The sequence below is a fragment of the Sphingobium sp. GW821-FHT02B05 genome (assembly GCF_059421905.1).
In genome coordinates this window covers 450,700-470,071 of record NZ_JBWKVW010000001.1, presented here as the reverse complement: position 1 = coordinate 470,071, position 19,372 = coordinate 450,700, and the positions used below count along the sequence as shown (strand labels likewise).

The window sequence follows — 19,372 nt, the reverse complement described above, 5'->3', positions numbered from 1 at the left end:
GTGGATGGCGGCGGATCAGCATGCTAAATGATGCGTTAGGATTTGGGCCTGCGCATTCGGTTCGCACGCCAGGCAAAACAGGGAGTGTTAACCATGCAGAAGCCAAGGCTTTTCCTTCTGGGGGCTGGAGCGGCCCTGGCCTGCCTTACCATGCCGACGATGGCCGCAAGTGGTGCAGGCGTTGCCATGCCGGTCATGGGTAAAAGCTGGAGCGGCGCCCGCCCCAGCGGTGGGATGCTTCATCCCGGCCCTCGCCCTGGCATGCAGTCACCCCGACCGGGCGGCTGGAACGGCCAGTGGAATAATGGCGGGCATCGTTGGGGACCGCGCCAAAATGGCCGCTGGTATGCCGGTTGGCGCGCGCCGGGCGGCTGGAACGGCTATCAGCGCCCCGTCTATGGCTATGTCCTGCCGCGCTACTGGGTCAGCCCCAATTATTATATCGCCAATTACGGAGCATATGGCCTGCCCGCCCCGGCTTATGGCTATGGCTGGTCACGCTATTATGACGATGCGGTCATGACCGATCGGTACGGCCGGGTCTATGATTCCCGCAGCGACGTGGACTGGGGCCGCTACGAAGGCGGCTATGGCCCCGATGGCGACGATGGCTATTATGATGAGCCGCGCCGCGACAATGGCGTCGGCGGCGCTGCCATCGGCGCAGTAGTTGGCGGCGTCGCCGGCAACCGCATAGCCGGACGCGGCAACCGTACGGCCGGCACGCTGATCGGTGCAGGCGTCGGCGCCGTTGCCGGCATGGCGATCGACAAGGCGGAGGACGGCCCGCGCCGCAACGCCCCGCCGCCACCGCGCCACCCCGGCGCTGGCTATGATTATGGCTATGGCGCCGCTGATGACGGCGTGACCACATCGAATGAATATGAAGGCCGCTGGACCGGCACCTGGACGACCGATGACGGACGGAAGGTGAGCGGCACCTATGATGGTCGCTTTGAGGGCGACGTGCGCGGCGCCGGGGTCGACTATGACGCGCCGCCCTATGCCGGCGCGCCGCACTGGTCAGGCGGCGGCAGTCCGGTGTCGGTCAGTCAGGGCGGCGGCTATATCGCCAATGGTTATTATTATCCCGCGCCGATCGTGACGACCGTGACCGTGCAACCCGCCGTCACGACCACGACGACCACAACCTATGTCACCGAAACGGTGCCCTATCGTAAAGTCGCGCACCGGCGCGCGGTACGGAACTGTCGCTGCAAATGAGAAATGGGCCGGACCTTCGGGTTCGGCCTTCATTGCCGGGCGCCAGCCTTTGGCGGCGAGAAAGCCGTGACGGGTTGCGGCCGGCCGAGGTGAAAGCCCTGTCCCACGATACATCCTTGCCGCAGCAGGAAGTCGGCCTGGGCAGTGGTTTCCACGCCTTCGGCCACCACTTCCATACCGAAACTGCCGCCTAATTTCACGATCGCATCGACGATCGCGGCATCCCCCGCATCTTGCTCGATATGGCTGACAAAACTGCGATCGATCTTCAGCACATCGACCGGATATTGCTTCAGATGGGTGAGCGACGCGAAGCCGGTGCCGAAATCGTCCAGCGCAACGCGCACGCCGGCATCGGAAAAATGCTGCAACGCATGGCCGACCTGGTCGGCACCGCGCCCCAGGAAAACGCTTTCCGTCACTTCGATTTCAAAATGGCCCGTGGGCACATTGGCGCGATCCAATTGGCTGAGCACGCGATCGGCGAAATCGCCGCTCGCAAAATCAGCCGCCGCCGCATTGATCGCGACCCGCCCCGGATCGAGGCCTGAACGCAACCAGCATTGCAGATCGACCAACACCGCATCCAGCATCTGGCCGGTCAGCGCCACCGCAATTTCCGGATGGTCGAAGGCGGCAGCGATCGTACCGGGCAATTGCACGCCCATGCGGGGATGATGCCAGCGCAGCAGCGCCTCATATCCCAGCACATGGCCGCTGCGCATGTCGATCCGCGGCTGGTAGAAGGGCGTGGCGAGCCGTTCGGCCACCACCTGCCGCGCCATGCGGATCATCGAACTGCGCTGCTGCGCCTGCGCTCGAAGGGTGGATTGAAACAAGGTCAGCCGCCCGCGCCCCGCCCCTTTTGACGCATAAAGGGCAAGATCGGCAGCCTTGAGCAAGTCTTCCGACCGATCTGCATGTACGCCGAACACGGCGCCGCCGATACTGACGCCGCATTCCAGCGATCGTCCCTGATGCACATGCGGTGTGCGGACATTGTCGATCAGCGTCGCACTGAGCTTCTGAAGCGCCGCGCTATCGGTCAGTGACGGCGCTGCAAGACCAAATTCGTCGCCGCCCAGTCGCCCCAGCACCGCGTCCGGCGGCGCCACTGACGCCAGACGCTGCGCGAACGCACACAGAAGGGCATCACCGGCATCATGACCCATCGAATCATTGGTACGCTTGAGGTCATCTATATCAAGCAGCAACAGGCCGAACGTACGCCCCTCCGCCTGCGCACGCGCAGCCATCTCCTCCAGCGCCGCCTGCCATAATGTGCGGTTGGGCAACCGCGTCATAGGATCATGAGTAGCTGCCCAGCGGATACGCTCGTCCGCATCATGTTCTTCGGTGACGTCGCGGAAAGTGACAATGATACGTAGCGGCCGACCGGCATCCGATCGCGTCATCCAGCCAGTACTGCGAATCCAGCGCAGAGCGCCCGTGTCGGCGCGATAGATACGCAACGTTGCCTCGAAATGCGGTGGCAGCGTGCCGGCTGCGACCGCCTCCAGCATATATTTCAACCGATCCCGGTCGCCCGGATGGACCAGCGACAACGCCAACTCGGTTGTCGCTGGTTGATGCTCGTCCAAGCCCAGCATGCGACGAAACTCGTCCGACCAAGTCCGGGCACCACTGATGCAATCGAAATCCCAGATGCCCAGACGCGCCGATTGGACGGCCAGTCGGAAACGTTCCTCGCTATCGGTCAAGGCCGTCTGTGCCAACCGTTCCGCATGGACATCCTCCAGCGTCCCGTACCAGCGCAGGATCGCACCGGACGGATCCCGGCGCGCCGATGCACGCGCGCGCATCCAGCGATAGCCACCTTCGCGCAGGCGAATGCGATAGTCGATGTCGACGGGCGCGCCGCTGGCCAGATGGCCGTTCCATATGGCCACGGTGCGCTGCATGTCGTCGGGATGGAGCGCCCCCAGCCAACCGGTGCCCAGCGCCTTTTCGGGCGCCATGCCGGTCAGGTCGAACCAGCGTGGCCCCACTTCCTCGATGCTTCCCTTGGGATTGGCGGTCCAGGGCACTTGCGGGCTGAGTTCCACCGAGGATCGATAATGTTCACGGCTTTCGGCCAGCGCTGCCGCCAGCGCGCGGGAATCGCGATCATGCCGCTCATGCACATCTTCTACGGTGCCATACCATCGCGGCTGTCCCGATCCTTCGACACAGGCCATGCGGATCATGCACCAGCGTTGCTGACCATCGATGCAGCGCAGCGACAGGGTCATCGATTGCGGCCGATCGCTGGATCGGGCCGCCGCCAGCAAATTACGCCGATCGGCGTCCGACAAGAGGCCCCGCCAACCAAAGCCGATCGGGTCAGCCGCGAATCGGAGACGAAAACGACTGCTCTCTCGCTCGATCGCGATCAGCCGGCCGCGATGATCCGCGACCCACCGAAGCAATGGAGGCGACACCCGGTCAAAAACCGGGGAGAACAAAAGGTCGTTTCGATATAGAAACAGTTGCTGCGCAACCATATCGTCGCCCGGCGTCAGCCGAGCATCGTGAAATCGCCGATCAGCAAAGCGGTCCATGAGCCGCTCCCGATCTGATGCCTCTCTCTCCGCGCATGAAGAGAAACTAGCAAAGAAAGTTAAACAAATTGACTAAATGGCCGACACAACATGGCCAATAGTAATCAACAACTTAGACGAAAGTATGATCGAAGCGATCTCTATTTTCGAAACATGCCGACCAGTTCGACCGGCAATGGCGGTTCGTCGCGCGGCTGAACGCCGCGTATGGCCTGCGCCTGCTCATGCGGATCGAAACGCACCCACCCGCTGCGGCCGAGTTTTTCCAGCGGGCGATAGCGGACCTTATATTGCATCCGCGGCGACCCATCGACCCAATAGCCGAGATAGACATAGGGCAGTCCGGCAGCGGCGGCGCGGGTGATATGGTCCAGAATGATGTAATTGCCCAGGCCCGGCCGATGCTCCAATGTCGTGTCGAAGAAGCTGTAGATCATCGACAGGCCATCGCCCTGCCGATCAGTCAGGCAGGCGCCGATCAGCTTGCCGGGACGGCCATCGACACCGGGTTCGCGATATTCGATGATATAGCTGTCGACAGGCGTCTGCTCGACCATGTCGGCAAAGTCCATCTCGTCCATCTCGGTCATGCCGCCACCGGGATGCCGATCGACCAGATAGCGCTGGAGCAATGCGAATTGCTCCTCAGTCGACCACGGCTTGCATGCCGTGGCGATCAAATCACTATTACGTCGGATCAGTTTGCGCTGAGTCGCGTTGGGCTGAAATTCGCTGGCGACGACCCGCACCGACACGCAGGCGGAGCAGTCCGCGCAACTGGGGCGATAGGCGACATTCTGGCTGCGGCGAAAACCGATCCGCCCCAGCGCGTCGTTGAGTTCGGCCGCATTGTCGCCGTTGAGTTCCGTAAACACCTTCCGTTCGCTCTTGCCCGGCAGATAGGGGCATGGGCTGGGATTCGTCACGAAGAAACGGGGAAAACGGAATGCGGCTGTCACGCTCCAGGCTCCCATTCATGGCGACGGCACGGTTCGATCATCATTCGACTATGCCGTCAGCAGGCCCCTGTGAAAAGAGCGTTTACCACGAAAAAGCGGAGTGGCTGCGCCGTCGTTAGGCAACCTCGATCGGGGCGACTTCATAGCCCGCTTCACCCAGCGCCGCGATGAGCCGCTGAAGATGCGCCCGGTCCCGCGTTTCGCATTCGACGTCGAGGCTGAGACCCTTGGCCGGCAGGTTGGTAAAGATGCGCTGATGCGCCAGTTCCAGGATGTTGACCGCCTCCTGATCGAAGATGCGGGCGACATGGAACAGCGCGCCGGGGCGATCCTGCAAGATGATCCGCAGACGCGCCAGACGGCCCGAACGTGCCAGGTCGCGCAACAGCACATTGGCCAGCAGCCGCGTGTCGATATTGCCGCCAGTCAGCACCAGCCCGACATTGCGCCCGACGAACTGCTCGCGATAGGTGAGCAACGCAGCCAGCCCTGCGGCACCGGCGCCTTCGACCACCGTCTTTTCGATCTGGAGCAGCAGGCTGACCGCCTCCTCAAGCCGCCGTTCGGTGACCAGCAAGATATCGTCGGCCAGCCGCTCGACAACGCGGCGGGTGATGTCGCCGGGCTGCTTGACTGCGATGCCTTCCGCCAGCGTATCGCCGTCGCAGGCCAGGTCGGCGCCCTTGATGAAGTCATACATTGACGGATAAAGTTCCGCCTGCACGCCGACCAGCCGGATATCCGGCTTCATCGCGCGCGCCGCCGTCGCCATGCCCGAAAACAGGCCGCCGCCTCCGATCGGGATGACCAAAGTGTCGATTTCCGGCGCGTCTTCCAGCATTTCAAGAGCGACGGTGCCCTGCCCGGCCATGATGTCCGGCTCATCGAACGGATGGACGAAGGTCAGGCCCTGCTCGACTTCCAGCAGCCGGGCATGGGCATAGGCATCGTCGAATTTCTCGCCATATTGCACAACGGTCGCACCATGGCCCTGCGTCTGCGTCACCTTCACCGTGGGCGTGGTGGTCGGCATGACGATGGTGACGGGCACGCCCAGACGCTTGCCATGATAGGCGAGGCCCTGCGCATGGTTGCCGGCGGACGCACCGATCACGCCCTTGGCCTTTGCCGCGTCATCGAGTTGCAGCAGGCGATTGAGTGCGCCGCGTTCCTTGTAGGCGGCGGTGAACTGAAGATTTTCGAATTTCAGATAGACGTTGCAGCCCAGCATGTTGGAAAGCGTCTGGCTAATCAGCGTCGGCGTCTTGACGAGCGCGCCCGAAATGCGGGTGCGCGCAGCAAGGATGTCGTCGACGGTGATGGGCAGCGGCAGGGCGCTTTCGATCTTTGCGAGCGTAGTCATGAGCGCGCCCCTAAACGAAAATTGCGGGCGAAGAAACTGGCACTGTCGGAAAACTGGCCCTATGGCAGGCCCTGCGCACTAAATGTACGAGGCATATGGCTAATATCGCTTTTATCGGGCTGGGCGTCATGGGCGGCCCTATGGCAGGACATCTGGCCAAGGCGGGGCATAGCCTGACCGTCTATAATCGCTCCATCGGCAAGGCGAAGCTGTGGGCGGACGCCTATGGCGGCGCGGTGGCGATCACGCCGGCCAAGGCAGCGGAAGAGGCAGATATCGTCATCAGTTGCGTCGGCAATGACGATGACCTGTCGCAAATCACGCTGGGCCGCGAGGGCGCGTTCCGGACGATGCGCGAAGGCAGCCTGTTCATCGATCATACCACCGTGTCGGCCCGGATCGCACGGCAATTGTTCGTCGAAGGCGAAAGCCGCGGCATCCACAGCGTCGATGCGCCGGTATCGGGCGGCCAGGCGGGCGCCGAAAATGGCAAGCTGTCGATCATGTGCGGTGGCAGCGAACCGGCGGTCGCGGCGGCGAAGCTGGTCATGCAGGCCTATGCCGCGCGGATCGTGCATGTCGGCACGGCGGGCGCGGGCCAGACCACCAAGATGGTGAACCAGATTTGCATCGGCGGCGTATTGCAGGGCCTGTCGGAGGCGCTGCGTTTCGCGCAGGCGGCAGAGCTTGATCTGGACAAGGTGTTCGAGGCGATTTCCGGTGGCGCGGCGCAAAGCTGGCAGATGGAAAATCGCTGGAAGACGATGGCAGAGGATAGTTTCGATTTCGGCTTCGCGGTGGATTGGATGCGCAAGGATCTGGGCCTGGCGCTGGAAGAAGCGCGGGCCAATGGCGCGACCCTGCCGGTGACGGCGCTGGTCGATCAATATTATGCCGATGTGCAGGCGCTGGGCGGCAACCGGCAGGATACCAGCGCGCTGGTCCGGCGGATTACTCGCGCATGAAGGCGGCATGGCTGGCGGCGATCGCCGCGATCGCCCTTCCTTCTTCCGCCATGGCATTTGGCGTCATCGACAATGTGAACGGCATCGCGCTCGACGCCAATGGCAAGGTCATACACTTCGTCGCCTTGCAGATCGACGATGACGGCAAGGTCGAAAAACTGCTGACCGAGCGGTACAAGGAACCGGAATATAAGCCCAAAAAGCCCAAGCGCGGCCAGCCGTGGCCCGAACGGCCCAAGGCGCCCGCGTTCAAGATGGATGCCGGCGGCAAGACGATGATCCCCGGCCTGATCGATGCGCATGGGCATGTCATGGGCTATGGCCTGTCGCTCATTACGCTTGACCTGTCGGACACGCGATCGCTGGCGGAGGCGCAGACGAAGATCCGTGCCTATGCGCAGGCCAATGATAGCCGCAAATGGATTATCGGTACCGGCTGGAATCAGGAGCAATGGGGCCTCGGCCGCTTCCCGACCGCCGCCGAACTGGATGCCGCGGTGGGCGACATGCCGGTTTGGCTGGAGCGGGTCGACGGACACGCCGGCTGGGCGAACAGCGCGGCTATCCGCGCGGCCGGCATCTCTGCTGCGACCAAGGTGCCGATGGGCGGCCGGATCGAAATGGCGGGCGGCAAGCCGGCCGGCGTCTTCGTCGACAAGGCGATGGAGCTGATCCAGCGGGTCGTGCCGCCCCCGGCGCCCAGGGACCGCGACACGGCACTGGAAAAGGCGCAGAGGGCGCTGCTGGCCGTTGGGATCACCGGCATTGCCGACATGGGTACCAGTATCGAGGATTGGCAGGCATTCCGCCGATCGGCGGATCGCGGCGCGCTGCGGGTGCGGATCATGTCCTATGCCTATGGCATCGACAATATGGTGCTGATCGCCGGGCCGGAACCGACGCCCTGGCTCTATGACGATCATTTGCGCATGGGCGGCGTGAAGCTGTTGCTCGACGGGGCACTGGGTTCGCGCGGGGCGTGGCTGCGCGCGGACTATGCCGATGCGCCGGGCCAGCGCGGCCTGCCGATGATCCCCGACACGCAATTGCGCAATTTCATGAGCCGCGCGGCGATGGATAATTTTCAGGTCGCCGTCCATGCGATCGGCGATGCCGCCAATCATGAATTACTGAATGCGATCGATGAACTGAACGACACCTATAAGGGCGATCGTCGCTGGCGTGTCGAACATGCGCAGATCATCAGCCCCAGCGATCTGCCGCGCTTTGGCCCACTGGGCGCGATCGCGTCGATGCAGCCTGTTCATGAAGCGTCCGACTGGCGCATGGCGACCGCGCGTCTGGGCGAAGCGCGACTCGATGGCGCCTATGCGTGGAAGACGATGCTGGACAATCGCGTGCCCCTTGCCTTCGGGTCCGACGTGCCGGTGGAAAGTCCCAATCCCTTTGCCGGCATTGCCGTGGCGATGAGCCGCGAGGATGCGAAGGGCGAACCGGCCGGAGGCTGGAAGCCGGAGCAGCGGATCGGGTTCGAAGCCGCGCTGGACGGCTTCACGCGGCAGGCGGCCTATGCCGGTTTTGCCGAGAAGAAGTTCGGCAGTCTGGTCCCCGGCCAGCGCGCCGACTTCCTGCTGATCGACAGGGATATTTCGGCTGCCCGTCCCGCCGACATCCGCCAGACGCAGGTGCTGGAAACCTGGATCGGCGGCAAGCGCGTCTATGTGAAGGGGCAGTAGGCCCGGCTTAACGAGACTGGGCTGGGTTCCAGACGGTGACGGTCCGCCCCGTCATCGCCTTGGCCACGCCTTGCAGCGTTGCGGCATAGGCGATCAATATATCGACCAGCGCGGCGAAGGGACCGCTCTTCGCGCGCACGCCGATCCACACGACCAGCGCCACGCCCAACGCTCCCGCCAGATAGAGCCCCGGCGACAGGCGCATGGCGAGCGCCCCGGCCGCCACCGCGCCGATCAGGATGAACAGCCCGCCAAACCAGCGGACGATCTTGCGCGAGGCATATTTGAACCGGTCGAGCGCGCCCATGCGCCGCAGTTGCGGGCGCAGATGGACATGGGTGTGCCATGCGCGAGCGGCGATCCGCACCTTGCGCCGATACTCGTCCTTACGGGCGGTCACCAGCCGCTCCCGCGCGATCACATCCTTCGCCTTGACGAGGCGCTTGCCGGCAAAGACCACGGCCATGGATACGGTCAGGTCGTCCAGCACGCTGTCGGGGAAAGCGGGATACAGGCTGCGCCGGATCGAGAAGATGGAGCCATCTGCGCCCAGCACATTGCCGGTCCGCGATTCCTCGTCCTTCAATTTTTCCTCGATCCGCCAGTAGAGCGAACCGACCGAAGCGGTCGCACTGTCTTGCGCGCCGATATAATGGAGTGACCCCAGCACGCCGCCAAGCTGTGGGTCCGCATAGCGCGCCAGCAGATTGTCGATCGCATCCGCATCCAGCAGCACATTGGCGTCGGTAAAGATCAGAACGTCGCCCTCCGCCTGCGCTGCCAGTTGCTTCATGCCATGCGCCTTGCCGCTGCGGCCAGGGCCACGGATCAGCGTCACAAGGCCGCCCTGCGCCGCGATCAGATCGCCCGTGCCGTCCGACGATCCATCGTCGAAAGCCAGTATTTCAAGGGTCGGATACCGTGCCTTCAGCATGGAGAGATTCGCGAGCTTTTCCGGCATCGCCGCCGCTTCATTATAGGCGCAGAACAGCAGGGAAGCGCTGGGCGTCGATGCTTCCACGGGCGTTTCGGGCCGCGTCGATAGCAGGCGCAGGATCAGCGGATAGAAAAGAAACGGCCACGCCACCACGGTTAGGCAGAGCAGCAGAATCGCGGCAAGGATCAGGTTGGTCGCCATTGCTCAATAGGCCTTGTGATGGACAAGCACGCCCAGCGTGGCGACGATGATCCGCAGGTCGCGCCAGATCGACCAGTCGCTGACATATTCCAGGTCGGATTGAAGCCGGTCGATCAGATCCTGATGATGGTCGGTCGAGCCGCGATGGCCGCGCACCTGCGCCAGGCCGGTCATGCCCGGCTTGATGCAATGCCGCTCCCAATAGCGCACATCGACTTCCCAATAGAGGCTGTCGCCGGCCTTGGCCGCAGCGGCATGAGGACGCGGGCCGACGATGCTCATGTCGCCCTTCAGCACATTGAACAGCTGCGGCAGTTCATCGATGCTGGTCTTGCGCAGAAAAGCGCCGACGCCGGTGACACGATCGTCGTCGCGCTTCGTCAGCGTCGCGGCCTTGTGGTCGCTCGCCTCGCTGCGCATCGACCGGAATTTGTAGATTGCGAAGGGACGGGCATCCTTGCCGATGCGCGGCTGGCGGAACAGTGCCGGACCGGGACTGCTCAGGCGCACGGCCAGCGCGGCTCCGATCAGGATCGGCGACAGGAGGATCGTGGCGACCGTGGCGACGATCAGGTCGAACAAACGCTTGATCAGTCGATCCCGGAAATGCAGCGGACCGCCCGCGACGATGATCGTCGGCTGGCCATCAAACTCGTCGATCCGCGCGGGCGCGAAGCGCAGCAGTTCGGGCACGACGATCTCGCCCCGCGCCGACAGCGACTTGAGCGCGGCCGACCAGTCGGTCATCCGATCGAGCGGACAGGCCACGATCACCCGCTCCGCCATGCCCACCGCCGCCGCCAGCCGCGCCGCCATGTCGGCATCATGTCGTTCGGGATGAAGATTGGCGGCATCGGCGTCGATCACGTCCATATGCGGCCCCGTCTCGATCGCCACGCCATCCAGGATCACGGCGGTCAGATGCGGCACATCGCCCAAGACCCGCACTGCCAAGCGCACGACGGCTAGCCGCACCAACGTTACCGCAACGGCGCCCAGCGCAAGACCGGTGATGAAGGTCAGGCGCGAGAGTTGCTCGGCAATCTTGCCCAGATAGACGATCAGCAGCATCAGCAACGCCGCCTGCGCCAGCGCCCAGAGCGCGCGCACGATGCCACGCCGCACCCGGTCGAGCGTGTTGATGCCATAAGCGCCGCCCTGCACCGCCAGCAGGGCATAAAGCGGCGCGATCATGGCGAACATCACCAGACCATGGGGCTTGCCCGGCTCCCCCCAGAGCGCGCCCAGTACGAACCAGTTGGCGGCCAGAAAAGCGCAGAACAAGCCCGCCATGTCCCCCGCCAGGCACAGCGCATAGAGCCGCAGCCGCACGATTTCCTTGGAAACTGTCACCATTGCGCCCTGTTCATCGTCATGCGCCCCGTTGGCACTGCGGACGATGCGTTGCAAGGGGGTGCGATCAACTCCCGAACAGCCGGGTCAGCGACTTGTCCAGCATCAACAACTGCCACAGCAGCCGGCCATGATCGGACACGCCGGACCGATGATCCGCGGCCACCTTCGCCAGCATGGACGTGTCGAACCAGCCCGTCTTCGCCAACGCCGATCCGCCGGCGATCGCCGTCGCTTCGCCCGCCAGCGCGCCGCGGAACCAGGCGCTGATCGGCGTGACGAAGCCCATTTTCTGGCGGTATAGGATGTCCTGCGGCAGGAACGGCTCCATCGCCTTCTTCAGCAGATATTTGCCGCTATTGCCCCGGATACGCTGCGCTACCGGCAGTCGCGCGGCGAACTCGACCAGCCGATGGTCCAGCAGCGGTTCGCGCGCTTCCAGGCTCACGGCCATGCTCATCCGGTCGGTCTTGGTCAGGATATCGCCGGGCAGCCAGATGCGGATATCGGCATATTGCGCCCGGTCGAGCGGATCGCGCGCCGGGGCATCGGCCATCGCCTTGATATAGCGATCCTCCGCCCGATAGGCACCGAGCCGGCTCTTCATGTCCTGACTGAACAGCCGTTGGCGCAGCGCGTGAGGGGTCACGCCGACCGACGCGGCATAGGCTTCCCCGCCCTCCCCTGCCAGTTCCAGGAAAGTCGATTTGGCCCGCAGCGCGCGCGGCGCCCAGTCGGCCTTGGGATAATATTTGCCCAGCGTCCCGAACAAGGGCTGGCGCACCGACGCGGGCATAAACGACCGGAAGCGCTCCCCCTGCATCTGGAACCGATGACGGCGATAACCGGCAAAGGCTTCGTCCGCGCCATCCCCCGACAGCGCCACCGTCACCTGCTCGCGCGCCAATTCGCATACCCGGAATGTCGGCAATGCGGATGCGTCGGCGAAAGGTTCGTCAAAATGGAAGGCCAGCCGGTCGATCAACCCATAATCATCCGGTGATACGATTCGGCTGCTGTGATCGGTGGCGAAACGGCGCGCGATGCGGTCGGCAAAGGCCGTCTCGTCCAGGCTGGCGACATCGAAGCCGATGGTGCAGGTCTTGACCGCCTGGGCAGATGCCTCCGCCATCAGCGCCACGACACTGCTGCTGTCGACGCCGCCCGACAGGAAAGCGCCCAGCGGCACGTCCGCGACCATGCGCGATCGTACCGCCTGCCGCATCAATGCGACCAGTTCTTCCTCCAGCGCTTCCGGCTTTGCCTTGGTCCGGTCGGCAAAGCTGACATCCCAATAGCGCTGCGGTTGCGGCAAAGGCCGGCCGCGCACCAGCCGCAGCGTTTCGCCCGCGCCCAGCTTGCGTACGCCGGCAACCAGGCAAGCGTCGTCGGGCACATAGCCATAGGCCATATAATCCTCAACCGCCGACAGATCCGGGGCACGCCGCAGCAGCGGATGGGCGAGCAGGCTTTTCAATTCCGATCCGAAGATCAGGCTGCCATCCGACAGCAGCGTATAATGGAGCGGCTTGACCCCCATGCGATCACGCACCAGCCACAATGCCTGCGCTCGCGCATCGAACAGGGCAAAGGCGAACATGCCGTTGAAGCGCTGCACGCAATCCTCGCCCCATTGGCGATAACCGTGGAGAATCACTTCAGTGTCGCTGTGGGTGCGAAAGACATGGCCCTTCGCCTCAAGTTCGGCGCGCACCTCGGCAAAATTATAGATTTCGCCGTTGAATATGACCGTCAGGCTTTCATCCTCGGTCAGCATCGGCTGCGCACCAGATTCCAGGTCGATGATCGACAGGCGCAAATGGCCCAGCCCCACGCCCGGCGCGGTCCAGATGCCGCTGCCGTCCGGGCCGCGATGCTGCATCGCGTCCAGCATCGCGCGCACCCGTGCCGGGTCCACGGGCTTGGCCGTTTCGAGATGGAAGATGCCCGCTATGCCGCACATGCAAATAGGCTTTAGAACATTATGAAGTCAGCTGGAACAGCCGACGGCTCGCAATAGGCGCAAATCCAAATCATCGGATGCCGATACTGCGGTCGGCCAGACGCTGCACATCGCCCAGATCCATCAGGAAAGCATGGATCGCGGCATCGGACGGCTGCCCTTCCGCTTCCTCCGCCGAGACAAGGATCGCCACGGCGCGCTGATCCTGCCCCAGCAATCGGGCCTTCATCGTCGCCATCTTGATCGCCGGCCTGCTGCCGGTCGTGACGCCATGGCCGACGCGGTAGAAACTCACCACATGACGCACGACCGGGCCGGGTGCCGTGATTTGTTCACCTCGCGCATCCGCCGGCGCGCGAGCAGGCGAGGACCAGACCCATTCGCTGTCGGGATCGGCAGCTCCCTGGCCAAAGCCGACCAGCTTGCGGTCCTCCCCCTGCGCGGCATAGGCCGCGATGGCGAGGTCCACCACCTGCCCGCGCGCATTGCTGTAACGGCCGATGACGAAATGGTCAGCTCCGTCGAAGCGCGGCTTCCAGGGATAGGCCTGGGGCGCGGCGGTCCGCGACCAGCCGGGCACATTGGGCATCGTCAACACCGTCGGCAGCGGATCGGCAGCGGCGGCCGTGGCGGCGAGCCAAAGCGGCGCGGCAACAATGATCGCCAATGCCGTTCCGGCCATGGCGCCCGCCCGCGAGGCGCCTTGCACGGCGCCCTGCAACGCGCGCGGGTCGAACCATGGATCGCCCGGCTTGCGATCGAAGAAGGGCCATGCGGTCGCCATGACCACGATCATGACGATTGCGAAGAAAACCCAGCCATAGACGACATGATCGAAACCCACAGCCGCATCCACCGTGGTCAGATGCGCGACCAATATCGTGGCGAAGGCGCGCACGCCATTGGCCAGCACCGACAGGCTGAGCGCGCCGATCATGAACACCGCGCGACGCGGCCAGCTTGTGAAACAGACATTGCAGACCAACGCGCCATAAGCGGTCATGGCGATCAGGAACTTCGCGCCCGAACAGGCCTCCGCCACTTCGAAATAGCCGGTGGGGGTAGTGATGAAGATGCCCTCCATATGGGCCGGCACCCCGGACAGATCGAGCAGCACCATGGCAAGCCGCGCCGTCAGCAATTGCAGCGGCGGGACGATCTCTTCACCAAAGGGCACCATGAAAAAGGCGTAGAAGAGCGGAAACAACAAGGCCCGCGCCACGGCTGGCCCCAGCAGGGAGACGGTTGCCCCCTGGAGCATCAAGACCAGCGCACCGTGGCGCACCATCGCTACGCCAGCAGCCGCGCCCAGCAGCCAGGCGAAAGCCCCCATCCCCAGCCATATCAGGCCCGGCGGCCATGCGACCGGTTCCAACTGGCGCAAGCCCGGCAGGCGCTGTTGCACCAGCCAGGCGATAAGGAAGGGGATGAACAGGCAATGGCCGAAGGTCGAGGCATTCCACCAGATCGACACCATGCTGCGTACATCGGCAAAGAACAGCGCAAGAATCGCGAAGGCCACGACGCCCAGCGCGGTCAGATGACCACGCCAACCAGCCAGATCGCCAAATGGAAGCCGGTCCATCAGGATAGCGCGATCCGTCACGCCGCCCGCACGCCGGCAGCAGGTTGTCCGTACAACAGCGTTGGCAAATCGCGCAGCGTTGCGGACCAACGATAGCGCTCTTCCATCCGCGCCCGTGCGGCAATGCCCAAACGCTGCGCATGCGCCGGATCGGCGAGCAGCGCGACGATCTTCGCCGCTTCCTCCGCTGGATTGGCCGCGATCAGAAAATGCTTGTCATCCGCGGCGTCGATGCCTTCGGCGGCTTGCGGCGAAGCCACCACCGGTCGGCCCATCGCCATCGCCTCCAGCACCTTGTTCTGGATGCCGCGCGCGATACGAAGCGGCGCGACGACCACATCCGCCGCCGCCAGCCAGCCGCGTACGTCGGGCACGCCGCCGGTGACGATCACGCCCGGCAGAACGGTCAATGCCTCCACCGCTTTTGCCGGGTTGCGCCCGACAATGGCGAAGCGCGCATCGGCGTGGACGGTGCGGATCGCCGGCAGCGTCTGGCGCGCGAAACTTTCCACCGCCTCGATATTGGGGCGGTAATCCATCTGCCCGGTGAAGACGAGCAACGGCCCTTCCCCCCTTTCCACCGGCGGAAAGCTGACGGCGGGGTCGAAATAGTCGAGCGCCACGCCATTCTCAATCGCCACCACTCGGTCAGGGCCAAGACCGCAAGCGTCGCGGAACAGCGCGGCTTCCGCGCCACTCACGAAGCTGCTGACATCTGCACGCGCCGCCGTCCGCCGTTCGAAATCGAAGAGCACGCGGCCTTCGCGCCGATTGATCCAGCCCATCGGCCCGCTGCCCTGCGCGCCATAGGTCGCATATTTGGCGGAATCGAAATCGACGAAATCCATCAGGAAACGCACGTCCGGTGGCAGGATCGGCACGAAATGCGCCATCTGCGCCGAATAGGCGACGACAGCACGGACGGGCCGTTCCGCCAATGTCTGCGCCACCCAATGATGCAGGCCGGGGTGATCGAACAACGATATGAGCAGCGACCGTCGCCGGGCAAGACCGGTGAGGCCGGCCACCACCTTCGACCGGTCGCGCATCAGCACGCACTGGCTGGTCGCGACCTGCGCCATTTCGCCTGCGAAACCCAAGTCCCGATCATCATCGGCAAAGCAACCGACATGGACCGGGGCGACCTCTGCCAGGCGCTTCAGCAGATGATAGGACCGGATCTTGTCACCCCGATCCGGCGGAAAGGGGATGCGATGGCACAGGAAGAGGATATCGCCGCTCATCCAAGCCCTCGCGCGATGTGCGGGCCGATCAGGTTGGCGATCGGCTCCGGCAGCTTCTTCCACAGTTCGACCTTGCGCCGATATTGGGGCGAGAGCGGATTGACGTCGCGGGTTTCCTTGCCCGGCGCCGTGCGCAGATGATAGCCGAGCGGCTCGCCCTCAAAGCCCCATGTCTTCTTCCAGGCGGCGGGACCGGTGCCGACCTTGGACCGGCCGAAGTCGAAGGTCGTGCAGCCCCGCTCGCGCGCGGCGCGCATCAGGCTGAAATAGAGAAATTCGTTCGATCGCATCGCGCGCGCGCCAGCTGCCGCGCCATGCCAGTAAGGCATGCAGGCACCGCGATGGTAGAAGCTGATGACCGCCGACAAGGGTACGCCATCCTTGGACACCATGGCGATATCGGCATCGTCGCCGAAACGGTTCATGACTCCTTCGAACAGCGCGCGAGGGAAGACCGGCGTGCCCAGATTATGGACACTATGGGCATAGAGCCGATAATGAATATCGCGCAACCGCTTGTCCCGACCCATTTCGAAGGTCAGGTCGTTGCCGATCCCCTTGCGGATTTCGGCACGGTGCCGCTTGGGCACGGCCTTGAGTTCCGCCTCGTCATCGGCGGCAAGAGGCCGGGAGAAACCAAGATAGGCGTCGGCCTTTTCCTGCCAAGACGCCCCCCTTGGCGTTTCACCGCCCCGCAGTTCCAAAGTGTCGCAACCCAGCTGCTCCGCCATCGTCCAGGCGGCGTCGGCCAGTGCGGCCCCCGCCTTGCGATCGGTGGTCAATATGCCGCCATCCACGGCGAAACCGCTGCTGACCAGCGCACGACCAAACAGGGCGGAGCGGATGGATGTCAGCGGCAACAGGCCGACAATCTCCCGACCGAACAGGCGAGCGACCAGCATCTTCGCCTTCTGCCCGGTGCCGGCCTCCACGCCCTTGATCCAGCCGGGTCGGTGGAACGGCGTCGAGTCCGGATGCGCCAGCACCCAGGCATCCAGTTCCGCGACACTCGCGCTGTCGGCCAGCCGCGCTTCGTCGATAATGACGCCCAGACCGGTAATTGCATTCATGGACGTATTTCCCTTGCCACCCGTGCCTGATCCTGACGATCAGGATTGAATATTTGGTGTGCGTCTCAACCGAGACCGCGCGAAATCATCGGTCCCAACAGGTTCGCGACCGGTAGCGGCAACCGCTTCCACAGGTCGACCCGCCTCCGATATCTGGCGCTATGCGGATTGACGTCGCGCCCTGCCCCATCCGCCGACCAGTCGTGATAGACGCGCGGCATGGGCTCAAAGCCGAAGCTTTTCTTCCATGCCGCCTGCCCGCTGCCTGCCTTTGATCGGCCGAAGTCGAAAGCGGTCATGCCACGCACACGGCCATGACCCATCAGGCGATAATACATGAGTTCGTTGGAGCGTAACTGGCGTGCATCGGCAACACCGCCGCCCCAATAGGGCATGACCCGCCCCTGATGATAAAGGGAAAGCACCGCCGACACCGGTCGATCGCCATCCCGTACCACCAGCAGGTCGGCTTCCTCGCCAAAATGCTGCAACACCGACTTGAACAGCTTTGGGGGGAATACAGGCGTGCCCAGGTTGCGCACGCTGGTTGCATAGACATGATAATGATCGCGCAGCAGGCGATCGCTCCGGCCCGTTTCGACGCTGAGAGCAGGGTTGGCCAGCGCCTTGCGCAATTCTGCGCGGTGCTTGCGCGGCACGGCCAGCAACTCCGCCTCGTCATCCGCCGCGATCGGCCGGATAAAGCCGACATATTCGCCCTCGCTCAGGTGCCAGTCGTCGCCCGGCGCCGGTCCGCCACGCAACTCCACCGATATCCCGCCTTTATCCCGCGCCATTTGCTGCGCGGCCGCCGCCAGCGGCGCCACTGCCCGGTGATCGGCAACCAGCAAACCGCCATCGACGGCAAATGCGGTCGATACGAGCGCTTTGCCGAACAGCCGGCTCTTCACATGATGGAGCGGCAGCAACCCTTTCATATCGCCGGAGGGGGCCACTGCGGCCAGCAACACAGCGCGATGTCCGGTGGCTTGCGTGATGGCCCGTAGCCAGGCGGTGCGATGAAAAGGCGTACCATCCGCATGACCAGCGACGAAGGCATCCGCGGCCTGCGCCTGCGACGCATCGCCGACGTCCAGCATCACGACCGCCAGATCAGCGGCATTGCCCAATATCATGACGCCCGCGCCGCTTCCGCATCGGCCAGCGCATCCACGCGGGTCCAGGCGAAATCCTGGGTCAGGCGGCGCAGCTTGGCGGCCATGACCGACAGGTTGCTGTAATGGCGCAGGCGCGACCGCAGCGGTGCTTGCGCGACGCGCGGCTGGTCCGGGTCGATTTCCCAAGGGTGGAAATAGATGATCGCGGGGCGGCCAGCCTGCTCGTTGACCTGCCTGATCGCCCAGCGCGAAAAGCCGTAGGGCAGCAGGCGGAAAAAGCCGCCGCCGCCCGCCGCCAATGTGCGCTTGCCCCATTTGGCGGTCGTCACCGGCAGTTCGACCAATGGCGATCCAGCCACCGGTTTCCAGGCGAAGCGCGGCGAATCCGGCCAACCATAATGGTCGTGCCGAATCGGTGCGACGCTGGAGGAATAGCGATAGCCCTCTTCCGCCAGGATCGAATGCGCCCAGGGCGTGCGCGGATCGATGGAGAAGCTGGGCGCGCGATAGCCGGTTACAGCCTGCCCACTCGCATCCTCCAGGATCGCGCGCGCCTTGCGCAGGTCGGCGCGAAACTCTTCGGGCGTGAAGGTGAAGACGCGCGCGTGATCGTAGCCATGGCTGGCGATTTCATGGCCGGCCTCGGCAATGCGGCGCATCAGCGCTGGATAGCGTTCCGCGACCCAGCCCAGCGTGAAGAAGGTCGCCTTGACGTCCGCCTGCGCAAACAGGTCCAATACCGCGTCGGTATTGGTTTCGACCCTGTGGGTCAGCCCGTCCCAATCGGCACGCTTCAGCGTGCGCTCGAACGCGCCGACCTGGAACCAGTCCTCGACATCGACGGACAGGGCGTTCTGCATCACACTCCACCTTCAGCCATGAGGGCAACCCCGGTCAGGCGGCGACGCCTTCCTGATGGTCCGCCATGCGTTCCTCGCGTTCGACCCAATCGACAAGCAGCGTCAATACCCGGCGCAGCGCCGTGTCCTGCTCTTCGGCCCGAAACTCCAGCGACGATAGCCGTTCCTCGACCAGGGTGAAGCAGGCCTTGAGCGCTTCGGGATCGACCTCCGACTGAGCCGCGACCGGCTGAGCGAAAGGGGCGTGCGCCTGCATCGCCCGCAAAGAAGCG

At 64.1% G+C, this 19,372-nt stretch carries 14 protein-coding genes; 3 read left to right on the top strand and 11 right to left on the bottom strand.

Going from position 1 to position 19,372, the window contains the following annotated elements:
* Window positions 1-93: 93 nt before the first annotated feature.
* On the top strand, window positions 94-1,224 hold the full coding sequence (locus AC07UX_RS02435) for an RcnB family protein (RefSeq protein WP_495190426.1): 1,131 nt from the start codon (window positions 94-96) through the stop codon (window positions 1,222-1,224).
* Between the two features lie 29 nt (window positions 1,225-1,253).
* Here AC07UX_RS02435 and AC07UX_RS02430 read toward each other — a convergent pair whose 3' ends face one another.
* The 3 genes from AC07UX_RS02430 to AC07UX_RS02420 all read right to left on the bottom strand — a co-directional run bounded on the left by AC07UX_RS02430 (window position 1,254) and on the right by AC07UX_RS02420 (window position 6,107).
* On the bottom strand, window positions 1,254-3,785 hold the full coding sequence (locus AC07UX_RS02430; protein WP_495190425.1) for a sensor domain-containing protein: 2,532 nt from the start codon (window positions 3,783-3,785) through the stop codon (window positions 1,254-1,256).
* A 140-nt stretch (window positions 3,786-3,925) separates the two neighbouring features.
* On the bottom strand, window positions 3,926-4,744 hold the full coding sequence (locus AC07UX_RS02425; RefSeq protein ID WP_495190424.1) for an arginyltransferase: 819 nt from the start codon (window positions 4,742-4,744) through the stop codon (window positions 3,926-3,928).
* A gap of 115 nt (window positions 4,745-4,859) precedes the next feature.
* The gene (locus tag AC07UX_RS02420; protein WP_495190423.1) at window positions 4,860-6,107 is read right to left on the bottom strand and encodes a threonine ammonia-lyase; all 1,248 of its coding nucleotides are present in this window, start codon (window positions 6,105-6,107) and stop codon (window positions 4,860-4,862) included.
* 95 nt (window positions 6,108-6,202) lie between these two features.
* On the opposite strand from AC07UX_RS02420, the gene AC07UX_RS02415 reads away from it, so the two are divergent.
* Together AC07UX_RS02415 and AC07UX_RS02410 are read left to right on the top strand one after the other, a co-directional pair.
* Window positions 6,203-7,072 carry an NAD(P)-dependent oxidoreductase gene (locus tag AC07UX_RS02415; RefSeq protein WP_495190422.1) on the top strand — a complete coding sequence of 290 codons (870 nt, stop codon included), beginning with the start codon at window positions 6,203-6,205 and terminating at the stop codon, window positions 7,070-7,072.
* Window positions 7,069-8,769, top strand: coding sequence for an amidohydrolase (locus AC07UX_RS02410; protein ID WP_495190421.1), 1,701 nt, complete (start codon window positions 7,069-7,071; stop codon window positions 8,767-8,769). The genes AC07UX_RS02415 and AC07UX_RS02410 overlap by 4 nt, the downstream gene beginning before the upstream one ends.
* Window positions 8,770-8,776: 7 nt before the next feature.
* Here the strand turns inward: AC07UX_RS02410 and AC07UX_RS02405 are convergent, their stop codons facing one another.
* The 8 genes from AC07UX_RS02405 to AC07UX_RS02370 all read right to left on the bottom strand — a co-directional run bounded on the left by AC07UX_RS02405 (window position 8,777) and on the right by AC07UX_RS02370 (window position 19,100).
* Window positions 8,777-9,907: a glycosyltransferase gene (locus AC07UX_RS02405; protein WP_495190420.1), complete on the bottom strand. Its 1,131-nt coding sequence runs from the start codon at window positions 9,905-9,907 to the stop codon at window positions 8,777-8,779.
* A gap of 3 nt (window positions 9,908-9,910) precedes the next feature.
* Complete coding sequence (locus AC07UX_RS02400; protein WP_495191762.1) at window positions 9,911-11,263, bottom strand: sugar transferase; 1,353 nt, start codon at window positions 11,261-11,263, stop codon at window positions 9,911-9,913.
* A 64-nt stretch (window positions 11,264-11,327) separates the two neighbouring features.
* Entirely contained in the window at window positions 11,328-13,223 is a 1,896-nt protein-coding gene (locus AC07UX_RS02395) for an XrtA/PEP-CTERM system amidotransferase (protein ID WP_495190419.1), read from the bottom strand.
* Between the two features lie 70 nt (window positions 13,224-13,293).
* Window positions 13,294-14,808: an exosortase A gene (gene xrtA, locus AC07UX_RS02390; RefSeq protein ID WP_495190418.1), complete on the bottom strand. Its 1,515-nt coding sequence runs from the start codon at window positions 14,806-14,808 to the stop codon at window positions 13,294-13,296.
* Between the two features lie 17 nt (window positions 14,809-14,825).
* Window positions 14,826-16,052, bottom strand: a complete 1,227-nt coding sequence (locus AC07UX_RS02385; RefSeq protein WP_495190417.1) for a TIGR03087 family PEP-CTERM/XrtA system glycosyltransferase — start codon at window positions 16,050-16,052, stop codon at window positions 14,826-14,828.
* The gene (locus AC07UX_RS02380; protein ID WP_495190416.1) at window positions 16,049-17,122 is read right to left on the bottom strand and encodes a FemAB family XrtA/PEP-CTERM system-associated protein; all 1,074 of its coding nucleotides are present in this window, start codon (window positions 17,120-17,122) and stop codon (window positions 16,049-16,051) included. The genes AC07UX_RS02385 and AC07UX_RS02380 overlap by 4 nt, the downstream gene beginning before the upstream one ends.
* Window positions 17,123-17,187: 65 nt before the next feature.
* Window positions 17,188-18,258 (bottom strand): FemAB family XrtA/PEP-CTERM system-associated protein, encoded by a 1,071-nt coding sequence (locus AC07UX_RS02375; protein WP_495190415.1) that lies wholly within the window; start codon window positions 18,256-18,258, stop codon window positions 17,188-17,190.
* Entirely contained in the window at window positions 18,255-19,100 is an 846-nt protein-coding gene (locus AC07UX_RS02370) for an XrtA system polysaccharide deacetylase (RefSeq protein ID WP_495190414.1), read from the bottom strand. The genes AC07UX_RS02375 and AC07UX_RS02370 overlap by 4 nt, the downstream gene beginning before the upstream one ends.
* Window positions 19,101-19,372 lie beyond the last annotated feature (272 nt).